Below are 18,767 nucleotides of genomic sequence, written 5' to 3' on the forward strand. Positions count from 1 at the left end.
GCAATTGCTAAATGTCTTGATGACTTATATTCATTTGATAGCATATAAATTATATGAAGTACCGCAGCAACTATAAAAGAAATTAATCCAAAGAGTCTTTTTGTAGGATCGAATAAAGAAAAGAATGCAAAAATATAACCAAGAATGATAATTGAAATAAAAATTTTTGGAACTCGTTTAATCATTGATAGCCTCCTTTAAATATTTACATGAAATAGTTTTCTTGCAATATATCCTATCGCAAACGTTATCAAAACCACACCAATAACCACTGAAAACATCTCTGTGAAAGTCCTTTTGAAACTTGAATCTTGAATAACTGAAACATAAAACGAGAAAACCAATACAACAAGAAATCCAAAAATAACCGAAAAAGTAAAACCAATGATAAAATTCTTAACAAAGAAAAACGGTAGAACAAGCAACAACACCACTACAAAATAGGCAATAAAAGTGTATAATGACGCCTTCAACGGATTTCTTTTAGAAAGAACATCGGTTTTCTTAGAAATATATTCAGATGCTGCCATCGAAAGAGAGGCAGCAATACCAGTAATGAGTGCAGCAACTCCAATCGTCTTTGCGTCTTGCAAAGCAGATGATAAACCAGAAATTGTTCCCGTTATTTCAACAAGGGCGTCATTTAAGCCAAGAACTATTGAACTTACATAATAAACTCGCTCTTCCTCAATTAGTTTTATGAGATCTTCCTCGTGCCTTTCTTCGTCCTCTAAAATAGTTTTAAAATCTTCGTTCTCATTTAGAAGTTCTGAATACATTGAAACAGCATCTTCTTCGCTTCTTTCCATAAGTTTTACCACAAAAATAACTCCAAAGATATAGTAAAGAAACTTATATAACAAGATTTGAATTTTATTTTCTTTTACATCCACATTGGTCAACTTTCTTAAAACTAAATAATGTTTTGTTTCATCCTTAGAGATTTCTTTAAGTAATTCACTGTTCTTTCCCTCAAGAACCTTTGATAGAAACAAGTATATTTTAGCTCCTGTTATTTCGTCAATCTGTGCCTCGATAAGTTTTTTACGCATACCTAATTATACGCAAAAGTAAAGAAACTCGCAAAAACTTGATTTTTAACAAAAAATATGTAAAATTCACTATATAGGAGAAAGAAATGGAAATTAAAACGGTTAAAGGCTTTAAAGACATTATAGGGATTGATGCACTTCTTTTTAACGAGATTCAAAAAGTTGGATATGAAATAGCAAGTTCTTTTGGCTATAAGTTAATTGTCCTTCCAACTGTCGAATATGCAGAACTTTTTGATAGATCTGTAGGAAATACCACTGATATTGTTGAGAAAGAGATGTTTACATTTGAAGATAAAAGCGGAAGGATTCTCGCTCTCCGTCCCGAGATGACTGCATCTGTTGCAAGAAGTTTTATTGAGCACCACCTTGAAACAAACCCACTTCCCTTAAAATTCTTTTATTTTGGTCAGTGCTTCAGGTACGAAAACCCACAAAAAGGTAGATACAGAGAATTTTATCAATTAGGTATCGAATCTCTTGGCGATATTTCACCAATTCTTGATGTAGAAGTAATATACATCGCAATAAAAATAATCGAACATTTTGGAATAAAAAACCTTAAAGTAAGGCTCAATAGTATTGGGTGTAGAAAATGTAGACCAAAATATAAAGAGATACTCACGGAGGCACTTACGCCTCATTACGACGAGTTATGTAACGACTGTAAGAGAAGATTAAACACAAATCCCCTAAGGATACTTGACTGCAAGAAGGAAAGCGTTGCTCTTAAAGAAAGTTTACCTAAGATAGACGAATACCTGTGTAACGAGTGTAAAGAACATTTTGAGGAAGTGAAAAATTTACTTAATAAATTAGGGATATCTTATGAAGTCGATAATACTCTCGTAAGAGGGCTCGATTACTACTCCAAGACTGTTTTTGAAGTTGTATCAGAAGACCTTGGCGCTCAAAATGCACTTCTTGGTGGAGGAAGGTATGATTACCTCATCGAAGACCTCGGAGGAAGGAATACACCTGGCGTGGGCTTTGCAATGGGTGTTGAACGATTTATAGAAATATTAAAACAAAATAATTATAACCTTACGCAAAAAGAAAAAGTATACATAGCATATGATAAAAAATTTGTAGATTTAGCTTTTAGAATAAGAGATACTCTTATAGAGGATTTCATCGTAGAAGTTGACCCAAAAGGTGATTCTCTAAGAAAACAACTGGAAAGAGCAAATAAAAGAGATGCAATTTTAGCAATTATCATCGGAGAAGACGAAGTAAGGAATAACGAACTAAGCGTTAAAAATTTAAAATCTGGCAACCAAACAAAAATATCTACGCAACATATTTTGGACGGTATAAAGGAGATGATAAAAAATGCTTAAGCGAACTATTACTATAAGTGAAATAAACGAAAGCATTATAGGTAAAACAGTAGTTATAAACGGTTGGCTTCATAGAAAAAGGAATCTCGGAGGAATCCTATTTTTAGATATAAGGGACCGATCCGGCATAGTTCAGGTTGTCGTATATCCTGATTCTGTAGATAAGGAAACTTTTGAGGAAATTGAGTCGTTAAAAGTCGAGTCCGTTATCGGGATTAAAGGAACAGTCAAACGAAGAGAAACACCAAACCCGAAATTGCAGACTGGCATGGTAGAGATTAAACTTGAGGATTATGAGATATTTTCAAAAGCAGAAGACTTGCCTTTCAACCCTTTTGCTCCACAGGATGTCGACGAGATTGTAAGGCTTAAATACCGATACCTTGACCTGAGAAGAGATGAAATGAGAAAGATATTTGAGTTAAGAGCAAAAATCACCCAAAGCATTAGGAATTACCTCTCTTCCCATGGATTTATTGAAGTTGAAACACCGTATCTAACAAAAAGCACACCTGAAGGCGCAAGAGACTTTTTAGTACCATCCAGATTAAATAAGGGGAAGTTTTATGCCTTGCCACAATCACCTCAACTATTCAAGCAAATCCTAATGGTTAGCGGATTCGAAAAGTACTATCAAATTGCAAGATGCTTCAGGGACGAAGATTTAAGACTTGATAGGCAGCCAGAATTTACGCAGATTGACATAGAGATGTCCTTCGTTGAACAAGAAGATATAATTTCTCTTGTAGAGGACATGTATAAGAAGCTTTTTAAAGAGGTTGTAGATATTGACATAGAAACTCCATTCCCAAGAATGGACTACAAAGATGCAATGAGGTTTTATGGTTCCGACAAACCAGATACAAGGTTTCAGATGAAAATAATAGACTTCACAGAAGCCTTCAAAAATACTCAGATAAAGATTTTGCAAAATGACGGATCGAAGTTAGTTTTAGGACTATCAGTTGATGGAGCGGCATCTCTTTCAAGAGGTGAAGTTGACAAACTAAAGGAGGCAGTAAAACAATTTGATCTCAATGGCTTTGTTGATTTTAAAATACAAAACGGAGAAGTTACATCTCAATTTGCAAAATTCTTAAATGAATTTGAAAAAGAATCAATCTTAAAAAATAGTAAAGATGGAAGTCTCGTTGCAGTTTTTGTGGTTGACCGTAAGGGAGGTTTTGAAAAAGTTGGAAGGGCTCGACTGTATTTTGGTGAAAAATTCAATATGATCGACAAAAATCGCTTTAACTTTCTCTGGGTTGTAAACTTTCCATTTTACTCATATAGTGAAGAAGAAGGTCGTTATGTTGCAGAACACCATCCATTTACCATGCCAAATCCTGAAGACCTTGATAAACTTGAGGAAGACAAGGAAAATGTCCGTGCAATTGCATATGATTTGGTATTAAATGGAAGTGAACTTGGCGGCGGCAGTATTAGGATTCATAACCCCGAACTTCAGAAAAGAGTTTTCAAGGCGATAGGACTAACCGAAGACGAAATTGAATCCCGTTTTGGTTTTTTAGTGAAGGCTTTCAAATTTGGTGCGCCTCCTCATGGTGGCATAGCTTTTGGGCTTGATAGACTAGTTTGGATTTTATCAAAAGCTAACAGTTTAAGGGATGTAATTGCTTTCCCAAAGACAACTTCCGGGACGTGCCCTCTAACCGATGCCCCAAGTGATGTAGACAAAAAACAGCTGGATGAATTGGGTATACAAATAAAAAATGGATAGGATGCCCAAGGAATATAAAATAGCAGTTTATATCCTTTTCATTGGTCTCATATACTTTATTGTATTTGCGTATACTTTCTACATGAGATTTAAAATCGTTGAAAGTCCTGTCTCCAAATACATTCTAACTATCTCTGCAATTATTTTTTCTATTTACTTCTTCCCGTCTATTTTACTACTTTTAAAGAAAGAATATTCTTTAAAAGTACTTATTGGAATTACGCTTTTAAACATCATACTAAATCTTTTGATAAGTATAGCTATGCTCAATTTTAACTCTTTAGTTCTCTTTTTACACAATAGATACAAGGTGGGAACTTTTACTCCATATCTTTTCCTTGGAGTGGCAAGGCTAACGCCAGAAAGAGTAATTGCGATTATGCTAATTGAAATTCCATGGTTCATTTATCTAATATATCTTTTGCGCCACAAAGAGACCGTTGAATTTTTAAAGACTAAGGATTATCCTCTTGTAAATACTCAACAGTATACACTTGGCATAATAATCCTGCTTTTTATTACCCTTACGGTAATAAGCCTTATTTTCGGTTTGTAATAAATTCATACGGGTGTTCTAAAAATTCATTCAAGACTATAGACATTGCCCCAATAAGTCCTGAGTTTTCTTTTAACGCAGAAGAGACAACATCAATTTCCTTCCCAAATCCATAGAAAGAGTGTTTAGAAAGAGTTTGTTTTATTGTAGGGATGATAAACTCTGCAATTTTTACTACTGGTCCTGCAATTATTATTTTTTGTGGTGCAAGAATGTTTGAAACAGTAACAAGCATATTGCCAATCATCCTTGACCTCTCATTAACGACACTTATTGTAACAGGATCTCCTTCCTTTAAAAATTCGTAAAGGCTATTCATTGTAAGATTGATATTCTTTTTCTGTCTTTGAACCTCTTTAATAATAGAGTTTACGCTTGCATAAAGTTCTATACAGCCTTTGTTCCCACAATCACACTCCAACCCGTATTCCATATCTACAGAAATATGACCTATTTCTCCCGATACCCCAAAATTTCCATTGTAAAGTTTTCGGTTTAAAACAATACCTCCACCAATACCGAAACCAATATGCACAAGCAAAAAATCATTCACATCCCTTCCGTATCCGAAAAACATTTCAGCAAGTGCTTCTGCATTTGCGTCATTTAATATAAATACTGGTTTTTTCAATTCTTTTTCTAATTCTTTGACCCTAAAATTGGACAGATTTCTAAGGTTCGGGATACTTATTATAACTCCCTCTTTAGGATTTACTCTTCCAGGTGAGGAAATTCCTATCGCAAAAATGTTATCAAACCGTTTCTGAAAGTAGCTATAGTTTTCGGATATTAATTCGAAAAGTTTGTTATTTGGAATATCGGTCGTTGTCTCAACCGTTTGAACTTCCTTAATATTTCCGTCTAAATCTACGATAGCAAATCTTACATACGTGTAAGACATTTCAACTGCTAAAACCAAAAAGTTCTTGCCATTAAATTTAAGATGGAAAGGTTTTCTCCCAACATGAGTTGATTCGCCCGGATATTCTAGCACTACACCACTTTCAAGAAGAAAACTTATAATCCTTGAAACAGTTGGCGGAGTAAGGTCTGTTCTTCTAACAACAGAAATTCTCGAGATATTTGGATTATCTTTTACAAGTTTAAGAACCGTCGATGTATTTTCTTCTTTTAGATCTCTTTGGTTTTTTCCTTTCAATTTAGCCTCCTTTAAATTATCAAGAGTGAAGGAGAAACTCCTTCACTCTAAATCTATGGGAGGTAGTAGAGATTTGCAGTTTTATTTACGCTGTCTATATTATACTTAAATTTAAACGCATATGCAAGTGCTTTAAGAGGGAATTTCAAAACGCCATTCTCTACATAGCTCCTTATGTCAGGGGAACCTTCAATTAGCGGTATAGCGCTTCCGTTAAGAAGAGCCTTGTTTTGTCCAACCCAGTGCTCATATTTATTATCCATAAATGTAAGAGTAAGCTTTGTTCCGTCAAAAGAATAATTAACACCAAGGGCGTCGCAAACATCTTCAAGGGAAGTTGTAACATCGTTAAGCTTTTGGTCGTATTCTGTAGTAACATCCGCATTTTTAAATACAATTTTATTTCCGTTTTTTATTAAATAATTCTTATCAAATGGCAAGCTAATCTCTACTTTGTACCTTGTATAAAAATAGAATTCGAAGTTAGAGATCGTGGAATTCTTTCCTAATCCATCTCCGTCAAATCTTAAAACACCTTTAAAATTCTCCTTGTACGCATTTTTCACATCAGGGCTCACTGCAAATGTGATCTTAATATTCTCTTCTTGGTTTGGTAAAATTGCTCCATTAAAATCTATTTCTTTATTATTAACTTCGCTCTTAAAATTAGTTGTTTCAATTTTCTTAACTAAAACATAATCAGGAATATATAAGGTAAATTCACTTCCATCAAGGTCTTTCTGCTCAGCCTTGCCAACATTTTTGATAGCAAAGTTTATAGAAAATTGCGAATTTGGAGGTGTAGTATCGCCTATATTGAGTTTATAAGAGGAAATTAAGTTTGGAACTTCTTTTGCCTTCTCAAGAGGTAACATTGGGATTGTTGCAAGTTTCTTATTTTGGACATCATAAGAAGTAAGGATTTCCTTTTGTGTCTTTTCCTTAGGGGTAAATATATCCATTACCTTTGGCAGAACGCCTGCGTTAAGCGCATCAGGATCGGCACCACCACAGGTCCACTCGGTTGCTGTCTGTGTTATTGCTCTAAAATAACCTTCGCCATATCCATCTTGGCTTCCAGAAATAATACATACATATGGTTTATAATCCTGCTTTATAGAAAGATACTTTTTGGGTAAAATCACGGTTATTATGTTCTTTTCGTTGTCTACAGAAATCCCAAGTTCGCCTTGAGCAACTTCTCCTTTTGCATTTTGTATATAATTGCCATATGACCATCCAGCAATTCTTATTGCAACATCCCAGGGATGATTATTATCAATTAGCACATTCGGGCCCTTTATATCAATTGGTTCTGTTCTTCCTCCATCTTCAACATCAAAATACGTTTCAATAATTTGGAAGGAAAAACCATTGGGTCCATTCCAGGGATTATCCCCTATAGAACCGATTCCATATTGAAGTATGTAATTGTCTCCTGCATCAAACATCTTGAAAGATTGTAAATCAAAAAGATGTCCTTTATTCTTGAATATATCGTTAAGAGGATATGTATAAGTTCCAGGACCATTATCGTCGTTTGCTTCGTCGTAAAGTTCTCCTATAAGCTCTCCTTCGATTTTCACAGGAAATTTCAATTTTATTGGTGGTGTTTCCTTTATAGTAGCTCCGTTTTTTACTTTAACCACCGCAACATACATTTTGCTCAAATTCAAACCACTTAAATCAATCTTATAAATCCCGTTTTTGCCATAAATCTCAAAGTCAACAGGCATTCCAATACTTTCATTTGTAAACGGAAAGTTATCCATATTGAATGTTTTTGGTTTTGTTTGCTCACTTAGAAATGCATTAAGAGACTTACCGTTGTATATTGCAACTATGTAATCGTTTGCATTCAATTTTAACTCTAATGAGTTTTCCAATCCACTATAGATCGCGTTTCCAATATTCTTGTTGGATATACTAATTATTTCTGTAGGGACATTGTCTTTCAACGACAATTCGGTTGAAATGTAAGGCTCTCCATCTGGGAAGTAATTACCAAAAAGGTAATCTGGAATATCAAGTCCAAGTTTTTTATAAATCTCACCAAGATAAAGTTTGTAAAGCCTATCAAATGCCGGATCATTCCCTGAACTTTGATCGCTTCCGTACCACCAGAACCAATCAGAGCCTTCTGCAATCATTAAGTATTTCTTCACCTCGCTTTTTAGTTCAGGGGTAATAGAATTTTCTTTCTCTTTATATCTTTTATAAGCATCCAGGAGCCACATCCACGCAATATTTTCTTGTGGTTCACCAATCCATGTATCGAGAGTTGGATTAACCCAGCTTGACTCTCCGAAATAGCCTTCATATTCTTTCGTGGGAAGATTAGAATAAGAATTGACAAAAGAAATATCTTTTTGCGCGAGGTCAAGCGAAGTAACTTTATGTAGTTCGACACTTTGCCCCTTGTATTTTGAAAGATACTCAGATGGTGTAACAACATTAATAATACCTTTACTTTGAAGTTCTGATAGTTTCTTATAAAAAGCGTTCAAAAAATCGTTACCATCATTTTCGTAATACTCCCATGCATTTTCACCATCAAGAGCAATAGTGTAAACAAGATTTCCACTCGTGTTAAGTTTCTGCAAATTTGTAAGCGTTGTTTCAACATCTTGTATTGCCTCTTCTACCGGTTTTCCCGAATATCTGAAACTTATACCATCAGAAAGATATTTATCCCTAAAGAATACAGTAACACCATTAATGGTATATGGAAGATGCGATTTTACGGGATCATTTTTGTCTATCCCAAGCTGAGTCAAATTATCAATATCTGAAATGGTCCACTTTATTCCATCTTCACCAAAGATTTTAAGGACTTCATCGTTTAAGGCACATTCGGATGCCCAAATACCATTTGGTAATTCACCAAAGATCTCTTTAAAAGTGTTATTGGAAAAAGCTAATTGGTCTTTTAATTCTGTTTCCAGGCCAAAATCTACGAGAAGTGGCGAAATTGGATGTGTATAAGGTGTTGAAACTAATTCAATAGTTTTTTCTTCCAAAAGTTTCTTATACTCTGGAAAGATCATTGAAATTATTTCTTTTTGTTTATTTAAAACTAAATTCCGTTCCTCAATTGTATAATTTTCTTTTTTGTAAGCCTTGTCATAAAGTATTGAAAGTTCCTTATCGCTTTTAATATAGTCAGTATCAAGCCAGAAAAGATTAAAGAGCGTTTGCAGATTCAAGTAATCTTGATTTGTTAAAGACGAAACGATTTTGTCCTTTTGGTCTAAAGGATAAGACTTAAAAGCCTCCTGTCTCTTGTTTAATAGGTCACTATAGAGAGGCACTTTTTTGACGATATGATCCCAGTTGATATCAAAAAAACCTCCAGGAATAGACAGCATGAAGAATTTGTCATCAATTGTTAATTTATCAGGGTCAATTTTGGAGACAGTTAAGTGCTTATCCTCCGCTCCATTTATATAGTCCTTTATTTGATCAATAAGGCTTCCAGACAAATCAAACGTAATGTGCAAATCTTTATACTGAGACACTATATATGGCATTCTATAGTAATCCTTCGCTCCGTGCAATCTAACCCAGGGTAAAATATAGGTATTTGACTCGGGATTTTTATAAAATGGCTGATGATTGTGGAACATTACAATAACATTTAACGCTTTTGGCTTTGGAGTACACCCTACCAAAAACGTGGATAAAAGCGCCATTATAAGCACAAAGACTAATGCTTTCTTCATACCTGCCTCCTTTATTATTTACAATACATAACTAATTATAGCAAAAATTAACAAAAATTAATAATAGATGACGATAAAAAACTTTAGATCTTGAAATTTATTCAGATGAACTTCCTTCCTTATATTTGCTTTTGAAGTCTTCGTAAAATTCCTTGAAATAGCCTTCTTTTATTGCTTTTCTAATCTCAAGAATAAACCATTGCATAAAATAAAGGTTATGAATAGTTGCAAGCCTTCCTGCAAGGTGCTCTTTCGCTTTAAATAGATGATTTAGATACGCCTTTGTATAGTGTTTGCATGTATAACAACCACAATCATCTTCAATTGGTGTAAAATCCTCTTTATAAATTGACTTCGTAATCTTAATTGTACCAGTTTTTGTAAAAAGGCTCCTATTTCTTGCGATTCTTGTTGGAAGGACGCAATCAAACATATCAACTCCGAGCCGAACATATTCGAGGATACTTAACGGATCTCCAACACCCATAAAATAACGAGGTTTTTCTTTTGGAAGGAGCGAAACAATATAATCCACCATTTCTGCTGTTAATTCTTTTTCTTCTCCAATGCTTAACCCACCAAGAGTTACTCCAGGAAAATTAAGTTCAAGTATTCTTAGAACCGCTTCTTTCCTAAGATCTTTGTAAAAACCACCTTGAATAACTCCAAAAAGTATTTGATCTTCTCTTTTGTGTGCCTTTAAACTCCTTTTAGCCCATTCAAGTGTTATATCAAGTTCTCTTTTTGTTTCAGAATGCGGGCTTGGATATGTACCGCATATGTCAAGAGGAATAGCAATGTCCGACCCGATTTTTTCCTGAGTTTCTATAACTAACTCTGGAGTAAAAAAGTGCTTGGAGCCATCAATAAATGATTTAAACTCAACTCCCTCGGATGTTATTTTTCTTAGATCCTTTAATGAAAGAACCTGAAAACCTCCACTATCCGTAAGAACAGCGCCATCCCAATCCATAAACTTATGTATTCCACCAGCCTTTTCTATAGTCGAAGCCCCGGGCTGGAGATAAAGATGATAAGTATTTGAAAGAATTATTTTAAAACCAATTTCTCGTATCTCATCTGATGTAAGCGTCTTTACAGTTGCTTGTGTTCCAACAGGCATAAAAACAGGTGTTTCGATCGTCCCGTGCGGTGTCTCGAACTGAGTAATGCGGGCTCTTGACCAGTTATCTTCCTTTAAAACTCTAAATTTTATGTCGTACATTTGTCACCTCATAAAATAAGCATAGCGTCGCCAAAACTATAAAACCTGTAACGTTCTTGAACAGCAATATTATATGCCTTTAGGGTTAAATCTGTTGAAGCAAAAGCACAAACCAATGCAAGAAGAGTTGTCTTCGGAAAGTGGAAATTGGTAACAAGGGCATCAACCATTTTAAAAGGATAACCTGGTTTGATGAAAAGTCTTGTTGAACCTTGATAAGGTTTCAAAACATGATCTCTTGTTGATACAGTTTCAAGGGCTCGCACAACCGTTGTACCAACAGCAATAATTCTTCCTCCACTTTTCTTTGCCTCGTTTACAGCTTTTGCTGTCTCCTCGGGTATGAAAAATTCCTCTTCGTGCATTTTGTGCTTGTTTAAGTCATTTTCTTTTATGGGTTTAAATGTCCCAAGTCCAACATGCAAAGTGATATATGTTATACAAACGCCCATATCTTCTATTTGTTTTAGAAGTTCTTTTGTAAAGTGGAGCCCTGCAGTAGGTGATGCAACTGACCCCAGGAGATTTGCGTATACTGTTTGATACTCCTGCAAGTCAACTTTAGCTTTAATGTAAGGGGGAAGAGGCACTTCTCCATATTTTAAAACATCTTCCATCTGTAATACGCTTTCAAACTCGACTATATTTTCTCCAAAAGTTCCCTTAGAAATAACTTTTACAGTAATTTCTGGATTTTCGTTTATAAGTATCTCATCACCTTCATGGATCCTGTCGTTTGGTGAAGTCAAGGCAAGCCATTTGTTATTCTGAAGATATTTTAAAAGAAATATTTCTCTTTTTCCACCTGTTTTAATATTTTTTCCAATAAACCTTGCTTTGAGGACTTTTGAGTTGTTAAGAACTAGGCAGTCTCCCTTTCTTAAGTATTCAACGATGTTATAAAACTTCCTGTGTTCGATAATACCTGTTTCTCTATGGACAACCATAAGGCGAGCGTGGTCCCTTGGATAAATTGGGTGCTGTGCGATGAGATCCTTATCAAGGTTATAATCAAGAAAATCTATGTTACCCATTTTACTTAAAATTTGAAAGCAATGTCGTCAAGTATGTTGATAAGCTCTTAAAATAATTTTCGGAAATATAGTAAGTTCTTGATTTTACAAGCATACTTGCAAATTGACTATTTGAAAGATCAAGATAGGAAAAGACGAATCCTAGTGCATGAATCAAAACTGAAATAACAGTAAAGACAATTGCAATTCGAAGGACTCCACCAAGAATGACATCAATCCATTTTAAAAAAGGACTCACCCTGAACAATTTTCTTAGAACTAAAGCAACAATCCTTGCAATAATAATAACTACTGCAAAAATGATTACATAGGATATTGCATTAACAAGGTATTGAGATAATTTTAATGCGATAAATTCCTTAACAGTCATAGACGGTATAATTCCGTTACTCAACACGAAATTTTGTAAAATAATAGGAAGGTGCAATTCAGAAATTGCCTTTGAAACATTAGAAACCGTTGCACTTAAGTTAGAAATATCCTGAGGGAGAACTATTAGCCCAGAAATCCTATCCGCAATCGTTTTGTCAAGATGAAGATTATTTATAAAAATAGCTGATAAATGGGGCGCAAGAGTATTGCTAAGAAACAATCCTAAAAATACTCCTACAATATCGAAAATAAAAAGTATTGCGCCTCTATTTATCCCAACAAAGAACTCAAAAAGCAAAAATATAAAAACAAATAAATCAACATAGTTTGTATTCATACTTTATGATTGTAACAGTTTTTCAAATATTTTTCAAGCGGTTTTTTGAGCGGCAAAATAATTTTTAAACTTAGCTAAAGTCGAATAATAACCCTCTACATAAAGAATAATATTTTCCTCGGTATCTTTTCTTGAGATAACGTTCGAAGAAGAGTATATTTCATCGAGCAAATATGCATCTTTATACGGAAGGATAATTTTTACCCTTACAATAAGTTCTTGTAGCATCGAAGCAATTTTCTCTTTCAATTTATCAATATTAACGCCCGACTTTGCTGAAATAAAAACAGCATCTTTGAATATTGAAGCAAGGTAATTAAGTGTTTCGCTATCAACCTTATCGATCTTATTGAAAACAGTAATAGTTGGTATATTAGACGCACCTAATTCTTTAAGTGTAGAAAGCACCACATCAATCTTCTCTCTAAAAAGCACATCTGATATGTCAACAAGATGTATTATTATCCAGGAGTCAAGTATTTCTTCAAGAGTTGAGTGAAATGCATAAATTAATTGAGGAGGAAGGTCCCTTATAAATCCAATTGTATCGACAAAAATTGCAGAGATATTTTGCTTAACCTCTCCAAGGCGTGCCATGCTGTCAAGTGTTGCAAAAAGTTTATCTTCAACATATGCATCGCTTGAAGTTAAAGCATTTAGCAAGGTTGATTTACCAGCGTTTGTATAACCTACTATCGAAATTATAGGAATGTTACTCTTTGTCCTCCTTTTTCGTACTTCGAATCTGTGTTTTTTAATTTCCTCCAACTTTTTTTCAAGTATTTGAATTCTCCTTTCAATGTATCTTCTTTTAAGTTCTGTTTTTCTTTCACCTGGTCCCTTTAAGCCAATTTCAGAGCCAGTTTGCTGATCTAAATTAACCTCAGAATGAACAATCTCTGGAAGTCTCATCTTCAACCTCGAAAGTTCAACTTGAAGTTTTGCCTCATTTGTTCTTGCTCTCATAGAGAAGATCATGAGTATTAAATGAGGTCTATCAATTACTGGGACCTCAAGTTCTTTAGAGAGATTTCTGAGTTGTAAGAAGGTTAATGTGGTATCAATGAAGACTATTTGTGCATCCGTAAGTTTTATTACTTTTTTCAATTCCTCAACCTTTCCTGCTCCAAGAAATGTCGAATACCTTGGCTCTCTAAGAGAGTATGTTGTTTCTGCAACAATTTCGTAAGACAATGTCGAAACAAGAAGTCTAAATTCTTCTAAGTATTCCTCCCTTAGTTCTTTGTTATCCCTGTTTACAACGTGAACAAGAATTGCCTTCCTAATGTTGTTTTCCAAAAAACACCCCCTTTAGCACTACCGATATAAGAGACAATACAAGTGAAGCAAAAACTGCATCCCAGAATGAATTTACATGAAATCCTGGAACAATAAGGGAAACGATTTTAAGCATAAACCCGTTAATAATAAATGTAAACAAACCAAGCGTTAAGAAAATTAAAGGAAGAGATAGAAACATAAAGAAAGGCCTTATAAGAGAATTAACAATACCAAAAATAAGGCTTGCAACAAGAATACTCAAGGTGTTATCAAAAGTAATACCAGGAACTAAGATACTTACAAGGTAAAGAGAGATAGCATTAATGATGAAACTAATGAGAATCTTATTTCGCATCGTTGTCCTCCTTTATACTCATTGAGTGAAGTTCTTTAAAATAAGTTTTCGCAAATCTATGGCTCTCATCTCTTACTTGTTGCAATAATTTAAGAACCTCGGAATCTCGATCAAGGACAATTGGGTCGGAACTTTTCTCAGTATAAATTAACTCTTCTTTTTTTGCAAGCGAACACACGTCAATATCGAGATTGAGCATCTCTTTAACCTTCTTACCCACTTCAAGTTGTCCTAAACCTCCGTCTATAAGAATAAGGTTTGGAAGTGTTTTTGAAAAATTTTCACCTTCATGAGTAAATCTTCTAATAAGTACTTCGTAAAGCATACCATAATCATTTGGTCCTTCAACAAATTTTATCTTAAATCTACGGTACTCATCTTTGTCTTTTTTGCCTTTTGTAAAAACAACCATTGAACCCACGGCAAACTTTCCCTGGATGTTAGAAATATCATACCCTTCGATCCTGATAGGTATATGCTTTAAACCCAATACCTCCTTCATTTTAAGCAAAACTTTAGGCGTTTCTGTTTCCTTTCTTTTTATATAATTTTCAAGATGAATTTTTGCGTTATCTCTTGCAAGTTCCAAAACTTTCTTAGGTACAACTCCTCTTACACGAAGAATTTGAACTATGTGACCGGTTTTGTCTTTCAAAAATTTTTCAAGCGCCTCCTTATTTTCGATAACACAATCGATATAGAGTTTTTGCGAAGTTGCATGCTGAGGATAAGACATTAAAAACTGTTCTATGAGAGACTGTTTATCTTCTAACGATTCCAATATAAAAGGATACAGGCTTACCACCCTTCCATTTCTTATGGTAACTTTAACAACGCAACTCAGGTCGTCTTTTAATTCCGCAGTTATAAGGTCAAAGTTAACATCACCTTCAGTTATGACTCTTTGAGAAGAAAAAATGGAATTAAGACCAACTATTGCATCTCTATAGATAATTGCTTTTTCAAATTGAAGATCTCTTTTTGCTTTTTCCATTTCCATTGTAAGCGTATTTATAACTGAACGGTCCTCACTTCTAAGAAACTTCTTAAGATTTTCAACAGTTTTTAAATAGTCAGTTTTACTTATAAGATGAGCACAAGGTGCTGAACAAAGCCCAATTTGGTAAAGCATACAAGGCTGATATTTTTTATCTTCACTTATCTTTAGATTGCATGAACGAATGGGAAAAATTTTCCTAAGAGTTTTTATTGTTGTTTCAACTGCTTTTCCGTGCGGGAAAGGACCAAAATAGCTTCCTTTTTCCCCTCTAATCCTGTAAACCTTCTGAATTTTTGGATACTCTTCGTCTGTGATTTTAATGTAAGGATAGTTTTCATCATCAACAAGTCTAATATTGAATGGTGGCTTAAATTTCTTAATAAGGTTATTTTCAAGGAGTAATGCTTCATCAGGGTTGTCAGTTACAATAAACTCAACCGTTTTTACTCTCTGTAATAATGCCTCACCTTTTAAGTCTTTTGGATTTTTGTATGAACTAACTCTTTTCTTTAGTGATTTTGCTTTGCCAACATATATGACTTTATTCTGGATATCCTTTAAAACATAAACCCCGGGAGAGTCCGGCAAAAATTCTAACTCTTCCGGGAATTTAATGCTATTTTGCATACTCTATATAACGAGTTTCTCTCACCACTGTTACCTTTATAATACCAGGATAAACAAGGGACTCTTCTATTATTTTTGCGACATCTCTTGCAATCTTTTGAGAAGTCTCTTCGCTAACCTCTTCTGGGTTTACAAGTATGCGCACCTCACGCCCTGCTTGAACAACGAAAGCTTTTTTAACTCCAGGAACCGAACTTGCAATCCTTTCGAGTTCCTCCATCCTCTTTATGTAATTTTCAAGGTCCTCTCTTCTTGCACCTGGACGAGTTGCAGAAAGAGTATCAGCAACTTGAACAATGGCATCGAGAGGCGTTTCTTGTTTAATGTCTCCGTGATGTGACTGTACTGCATGAATAACGATTTCGTTTTCTCCAAACTTCCTTAAAAGTTCTCCCCCGGTAAGAGCATGAGGACCTTCATATTCCTGGGATATTACTTTCCCAATATCGTGTAAGAATCCTGCCCTCTTTGCAAGAATAACATTCTCTCCTATCTCTTCAGCAATAATACCTGCAATGGTTGCAACTTCAAGCGAGTGTTTAAGAAGGTTCTGTCCATAGCTTGTTCTGTACTTCATTTCCCCAATAATCTTTTTTAGTTCATTTGGAAAACCGTATAGAGAAATGCTCATAAGAGCATCTTCCGCGTCTTTTATAAGGCTTTCTTCAAATTGGGCTTCCGCTTCACTTACAAACTCCTCAATCCTTGCAGGATGAATTCTGCCATCAATAATTAATTTTTCAAGAGCTCTTCGTGCAATTTCCCTCCTTATAGGGTCAAAACAAGAAAGTGTTACTGCTTCAGGTGTATCATCTATAAGCAGATCTACACCAGTAAGTGTTTCAAAGGTTCTAATATTTCTTCCTTCACGCCCTATAATTCTTCCTTTTAGCTCATCTGAAGGGAGTGGAACAACAGAAACTGTCGTCTCAGCAACATAATCAATTGCGCAACTCTCCATTGCTTGTGAAAGTATAACCTTTGCCTTATCTTTTGCTACTGCTTTAATTTCTTCTTCGGCTTCCGCAATTTTCTTTGCTATGTCTTTCTTTAAGCTTTCCTCAACTTCTTTTAAAATCAACTGCCTTGCTTCTTCTCTTGTAAGAGATGCAATCTTGAACAGCTCTGTTTCTATGCTTTTCTCCTTTTCTTCTATCTGTTTCCCTAAAATCTGTAAATCCTCTTCTTTTTTGAGGAGATCTTTTTCCTTTTTATCTAAAAATTGAGCACGTCTATCAACAATTTCCTCTTTCTTAAGAAGCCTGTTCTCTATTTCCTGGAGTTCTCTTTGCCTTTCCTTGTACTTGTTTTCTAATTCCTGAATTTTTCTGTCTAACTCCTCTTTCGAGTGAATACGGATCTCTCTTCTCTCAACTTCAAGTTTATTTTCTATTTCTTCCTGTTTTTTCTTTAGGTATTCCTCTATTGAACCTATTTTCGATTTGTAGATATAACCTTGAACTATCCAACCAATTAGTGCGCCAATAGTAAACATAAGTATTGTAACTAACACATACAAAAAATAAGGTACTGACATCATCCTCACCTCCTAATTTTATTTTTCGGCGAGGACTTCCTGAACGATACGAGGCCTGAACCCTTTTTGAACTAAATAAGTATATAACTTTTCTTTTGGTTTTTTATCTAAAAACATTTTGGCATTTTCTTTTTCTAAGTCGTATGTATACATTTTGTTTAAAAGCACTCCAAAATCTTTTAAACCCCGCTTTTCAAGTTCCATTTTTATACGTAAAAATCCGTATTTTTTCTTTATATACCTATCTATCAGCCTCTCAGCATATCGTTCATCAGAAAGAAGTCCTCTTTCCTTTAGTTTTTCAATTACTTCTTCAATACCACTATCAAAATACTGTAAAAGTTTTTCTCTTAATTCAAACTCAGAATAATCTTTTCTTGAAAGAAGATTCAATGCATAATTTAAAATACTATTGGGCTTCTTCTTTTTTTGCAAAGAGTTTTTCATCTAATTCTTTCTTTATTTTGTTAAGAAGTTCCTCGTTGCTCTGGAGTAATTTTATAGCATTGTCTCTACCCTGCCCAAGTTTGATGTCTCCGTAAGAGAAGAAGGAACCGCTTTTCTTTATTATACCGTTTTCAACGGCAACATCGAATAAGTCACCAAACCTTGAAATACCTTCACCAAATATTAGATCTACTACGGCTTCCCTGTAAGGAGGTGCTACTTTGTTCTTAACAACTTTTATCCTTATTCTGTTCCCTTTATCGCCACCATCCCCAGAAATAGATTCTACACGTCTTACATCAAGCCTGACTGAAGCGTAGAATTTAAGTGCACGACCACCAGGAGTTACCTCTGGATTTCCAAAAACAACACCAATTTTTTCTCTCAACTGATTTATAAAAATCATACATGTCTTTGATTTATTAATAGTGCCTGCAAGTTTTCGTAGTGCCTGGGACATTAAACGTGCCTGAACTCCCATAAACGAGTCACCCATATCGCCTTCCAACTCAGCCTTTGGAACAAGTGCAGCTACTGAATCAAGCACAACAATATCCACTGCGCCGGACCTAACAAAGATATCAATTATGTCAAGCGCTTGTTCTGCATAGTCAGGCTGTGATACGATAAGGTCATCGGTATTTACTCCAAGACTTTTCGCATACTCTGGTGAGAAAGCATGTTCTACATCAACAAACAATGCTTTTCCACCCATTCTTTGGGCATTTGCAATTGCCTCAAGAGCAAGTGTAGTTTTTCCACTTCCCTCAGGTCCAAATATTTCAATTATACGTCCCCTTGGAAAGCCTCCAACACCTAAGGCAAGGTCAAGTGAATAAATTCCAGTAGGTATTACTTCTATGGTTAAACTTGCCTTTTTATCGCCAAGTCTCATTACAGACCCTTTTCCATATTCCTTTTCGACTTGCATCATCGCAAGTTTTAAGGCTTGTTCTTTGTCATTTTCATTATTTGCCATAAT

General features: G+C 34.8%; 15 protein-coding genes. 3 read left to right on the forward strand and 12 right to left on the reverse strand.

Annotation, left to right across the window (positions count from 1 at the left end):
- Nucleotides 1–197: 197 nt before the first annotated feature.
- Nucleotides 198–1,052: a VIT1/CCC1 transporter family protein gene (locus JHC30_07720; GenBank protein MCI4464035.1), complete on the reverse strand. Its 855-nt coding sequence runs from the start codon at nt 1,050–1,052 to the stop codon at nt 198–200.
- 86 nt (nt 1,053–1,138) lie between these two features.
- On the opposite strand from JHC30_07720, the gene JHC30_07725 reads away from it, so the two are divergent.
- Genes JHC30_07725 through JHC30_07735 form a run of 3 tightly spaced genes read left to right on the forward strand, consistent with a single transcriptional unit; the run spans nt 1,139 to nt 4,689 of the window.
- A complete protein-coding gene (locus tag JHC30_07725; protein ID MCI4464036.1) occupies nt 1,139–2,392 on the forward strand; it encodes a histidine--tRNA ligase in 1,254 nt (417 codons plus the stop codon).
- On the forward strand, nt 2,385–4,133 hold the full coding sequence (gene aspS, locus JHC30_07730) for an aspartate--tRNA ligase (GenBank protein ID MCI4464037.1): 1,749 nt from the start codon (nt 2,385–2,387) through the stop codon (nt 4,131–4,133). Before JHC30_07725 ends, aspS begins: the two co-directional genes overlap by 8 nt.
- Before the next feature lies 1 nt (nt 4,134).
- Nucleotides 4,135–4,689: a hypothetical protein gene (locus tag JHC30_07735; protein MCI4464038.1), complete on the forward strand. Its 555-nt coding sequence runs from the start codon at nt 4,135–4,137 to the stop codon at nt 4,687–4,689.
- On the opposite strand, the gene JHC30_07740 is transcribed toward JHC30_07735, so the two are convergent.
- The 11 genes from JHC30_07740 to recA form a co-directional block, all read right to left on the reverse strand.
- Nucleotides 4,673–5,848 carry an ROK family transcriptional regulator gene (locus JHC30_07740; GenBank protein ID MCI4464039.1) on the reverse strand — a complete coding sequence of 392 codons (1,176 nt, stop codon included), beginning with the start codon at nt 5,846–5,848 and terminating at the stop codon, nt 4,673–4,675. The genes JHC30_07735 and JHC30_07740 overlap by 17 nt on opposite strands.
- A 53-nt stretch (nt 5,849–5,901) precedes the next feature.
- Nucleotides 5,902–9,570 carry a hypothetical protein gene (locus JHC30_07745; protein ID MCI4464040.1) on the reverse strand — a complete coding sequence of 1,223 codons (3,669 nt, stop codon included), beginning with the start codon at nt 9,568–9,570 and terminating at the stop codon, nt 5,902–5,904.
- Between the two features lie 97 nt (nt 9,571–9,667).
- A complete protein-coding gene (gene tgt / locus JHC30_07750; protein MCI4464041.1) occupies nt 9,668–10,795 on the reverse strand; it encodes a tRNA guanosine(34) transglycosylase Tgt in 1,128 nt (375 codons plus the stop codon).
- An 8-nt stretch (nt 10,796–10,803) separates the two neighbouring features.
- Nucleotides 10,804–11,829: a tRNA preQ1(34) S-adenosylmethionine ribosyltransferase-isomerase QueA gene (queA, locus tag JHC30_07755; protein ID MCI4464042.1), complete on the reverse strand. Its 1,026-nt coding sequence runs from the start codon at nt 11,827–11,829 to the stop codon at nt 10,804–10,806.
- Between the two features lies 1 nt (nt 11,830).
- The gene (locus tag JHC30_07760) at nt 11,831–12,538 is read right to left on the reverse strand and encodes a CvpA family protein (protein ID MCI4464043.1); all 708 of its coding nucleotides are present in this window, start codon (nt 12,536–12,538) and stop codon (nt 11,831–11,833) included.
- A gap of 33 nt (nt 12,539–12,571) precedes the next feature.
- Nucleotides 12,572–13,837 (reverse strand): GTPase HflX, encoded by a 1,266-nt coding sequence (gene hflX, locus JHC30_07765; GenBank protein MCI4464044.1) that lies wholly within the window; start codon nt 13,835–13,837, stop codon nt 12,572–12,574.
- Nucleotides 13,821–14,174 (reverse strand): phage holin family protein, encoded by a 354-nt coding sequence (locus tag JHC30_07770; GenBank protein MCI4464045.1) that lies wholly within the window; start codon nt 14,172–14,174, stop codon nt 13,821–13,823. The genes hflX and JHC30_07770 overlap by 17 nt, the downstream gene beginning before the upstream one ends.
- On the reverse strand, nt 14,164–15,801 hold the full coding sequence (uvrC, locus tag JHC30_07775; protein ID MCI4464046.1) for an excinuclease ABC subunit UvrC: 1,638 nt from the start codon (nt 15,799–15,801) through the stop codon (nt 14,164–14,166). The genes JHC30_07770 and uvrC overlap by 11 nt, the downstream gene beginning before the upstream one ends.
- Complete coding sequence (gene rny / locus JHC30_07780; protein MCI4464047.1) at nt 15,791–17,338, reverse strand: ribonuclease Y; 1,548 nt, start codon at nt 17,336–17,338, stop codon at nt 15,791–15,793. Before rny ends, uvrC begins: the two co-directional genes overlap by 11 nt.
- Before the next feature lie 18 nt (nt 17,339–17,356).
- Nucleotides 17,357–17,785, reverse strand: a complete 429-nt coding sequence (locus tag JHC30_07785; protein ID MCI4464048.1) for a regulatory protein RecX — start codon at nt 17,783–17,785, stop codon at nt 17,357–17,359.
- On the reverse strand, nt 17,748–18,764 hold the full coding sequence (recA, locus tag JHC30_07790; protein MCI4464049.1) for a recombinase RecA: 1,017 nt from the start codon (nt 18,762–18,764) through the stop codon (nt 17,748–17,750). The genes JHC30_07785 and recA overlap by 38 nt, the downstream gene beginning before the upstream one ends.
- Between the last annotated feature and the right edge of the window lie 3 nt (nt 18,765–18,767).

Origin of the sequence: Caldisericum sp., assembly GCA_022759145.1 — a bacterium.
Classification (GTDB): Bacteria; Caldisericota; Caldisericia; order Caldisericales; family Caldisericaceae; genus Caldisericum.

Excerpts from the sequence above, each read along its gene's own strand:
- JHC30_07760 (MCI4464043.1), bottom strand. The coding sequence starts at position 12,538 with ATGAATACAAACTATGTTGATTTATTTGTTTTTATATTTTTGCTTTTT.
- tgt (MCI4464041.1), bottom strand. The coding sequence starts at position 10,795 with ATGTACGACATAAAATTTAGAGTTTTAAAGGAAGATAACTGGTCAAGA.
- JHC30_07725 (MCI4464036.1), top strand. The coding sequence starts at position 1,139 with ATGGAAATTAAAACGGTTAAAGGCTTTAAAGACATTATAGGGATTGAT.
- JHC30_07735 (MCI4464038.1), top strand. The coding sequence starts at position 4,135 with ATGCCCAAGGAATATAAAATAGCAGTTTATATCCTTTTCATTGGTCTC.
- rny (MCI4464047.1), bottom strand. The coding sequence starts at position 17,338 with ATGTCAGTACCTTATTTTTTGTATGTGTTAGTTACAATACTTATGTTT.
- JHC30_07785 (MCI4464048.1), bottom strand. The coding sequence starts at position 17,785 with ATGAAAAACTCTTTGCAAAAAAAGAAGAAGCCCAATAGTATTTTAAAT.
- JHC30_07720 (MCI4464035.1), bottom strand. The coding sequence starts at position 1,052 with ATGCGTAAAAAACTTATCGAGGCACAGATTGACGAAATAACAGGAGCT.
- queA (MCI4464042.1), bottom strand. The coding sequence starts at position 11,829 with ATGGGTAACATAGATTTTCTTGATTATAACCTTGATAAGGATCTCATC.
- uvrC (MCI4464046.1), bottom strand. The coding sequence starts at position 15,801 with ATGCAAAATAGCATTAAATTCCCGGAAGAGTTAGAATTTTTGCCGGAC.
- aspS (MCI4464037.1), top strand. The coding sequence starts at position 2,385 with ATGCTTAAGCGAACTATTACTATAAGTGAAATAAACGAAAGCATTATA.
- JHC30_07770 (MCI4464045.1), bottom strand. The coding sequence starts at position 14,174 with ATGCGAAATAAGATTCTCATTAGTTTCATCATTAATGCTATCTCTCTT.
- recA (MCI4464049.1), bottom strand. The coding sequence starts at position 18,764 with ATGGCAAATAATGAAAATGACAAAGAACAAGCCTTAAAACTTGCGATG.
- JHC30_07745 (MCI4464040.1), bottom strand. The coding sequence starts at position 9,570 with ATGAAGAAAGCATTAGTCTTTGTGCTTATAATGGCGCTTTTATCCACG.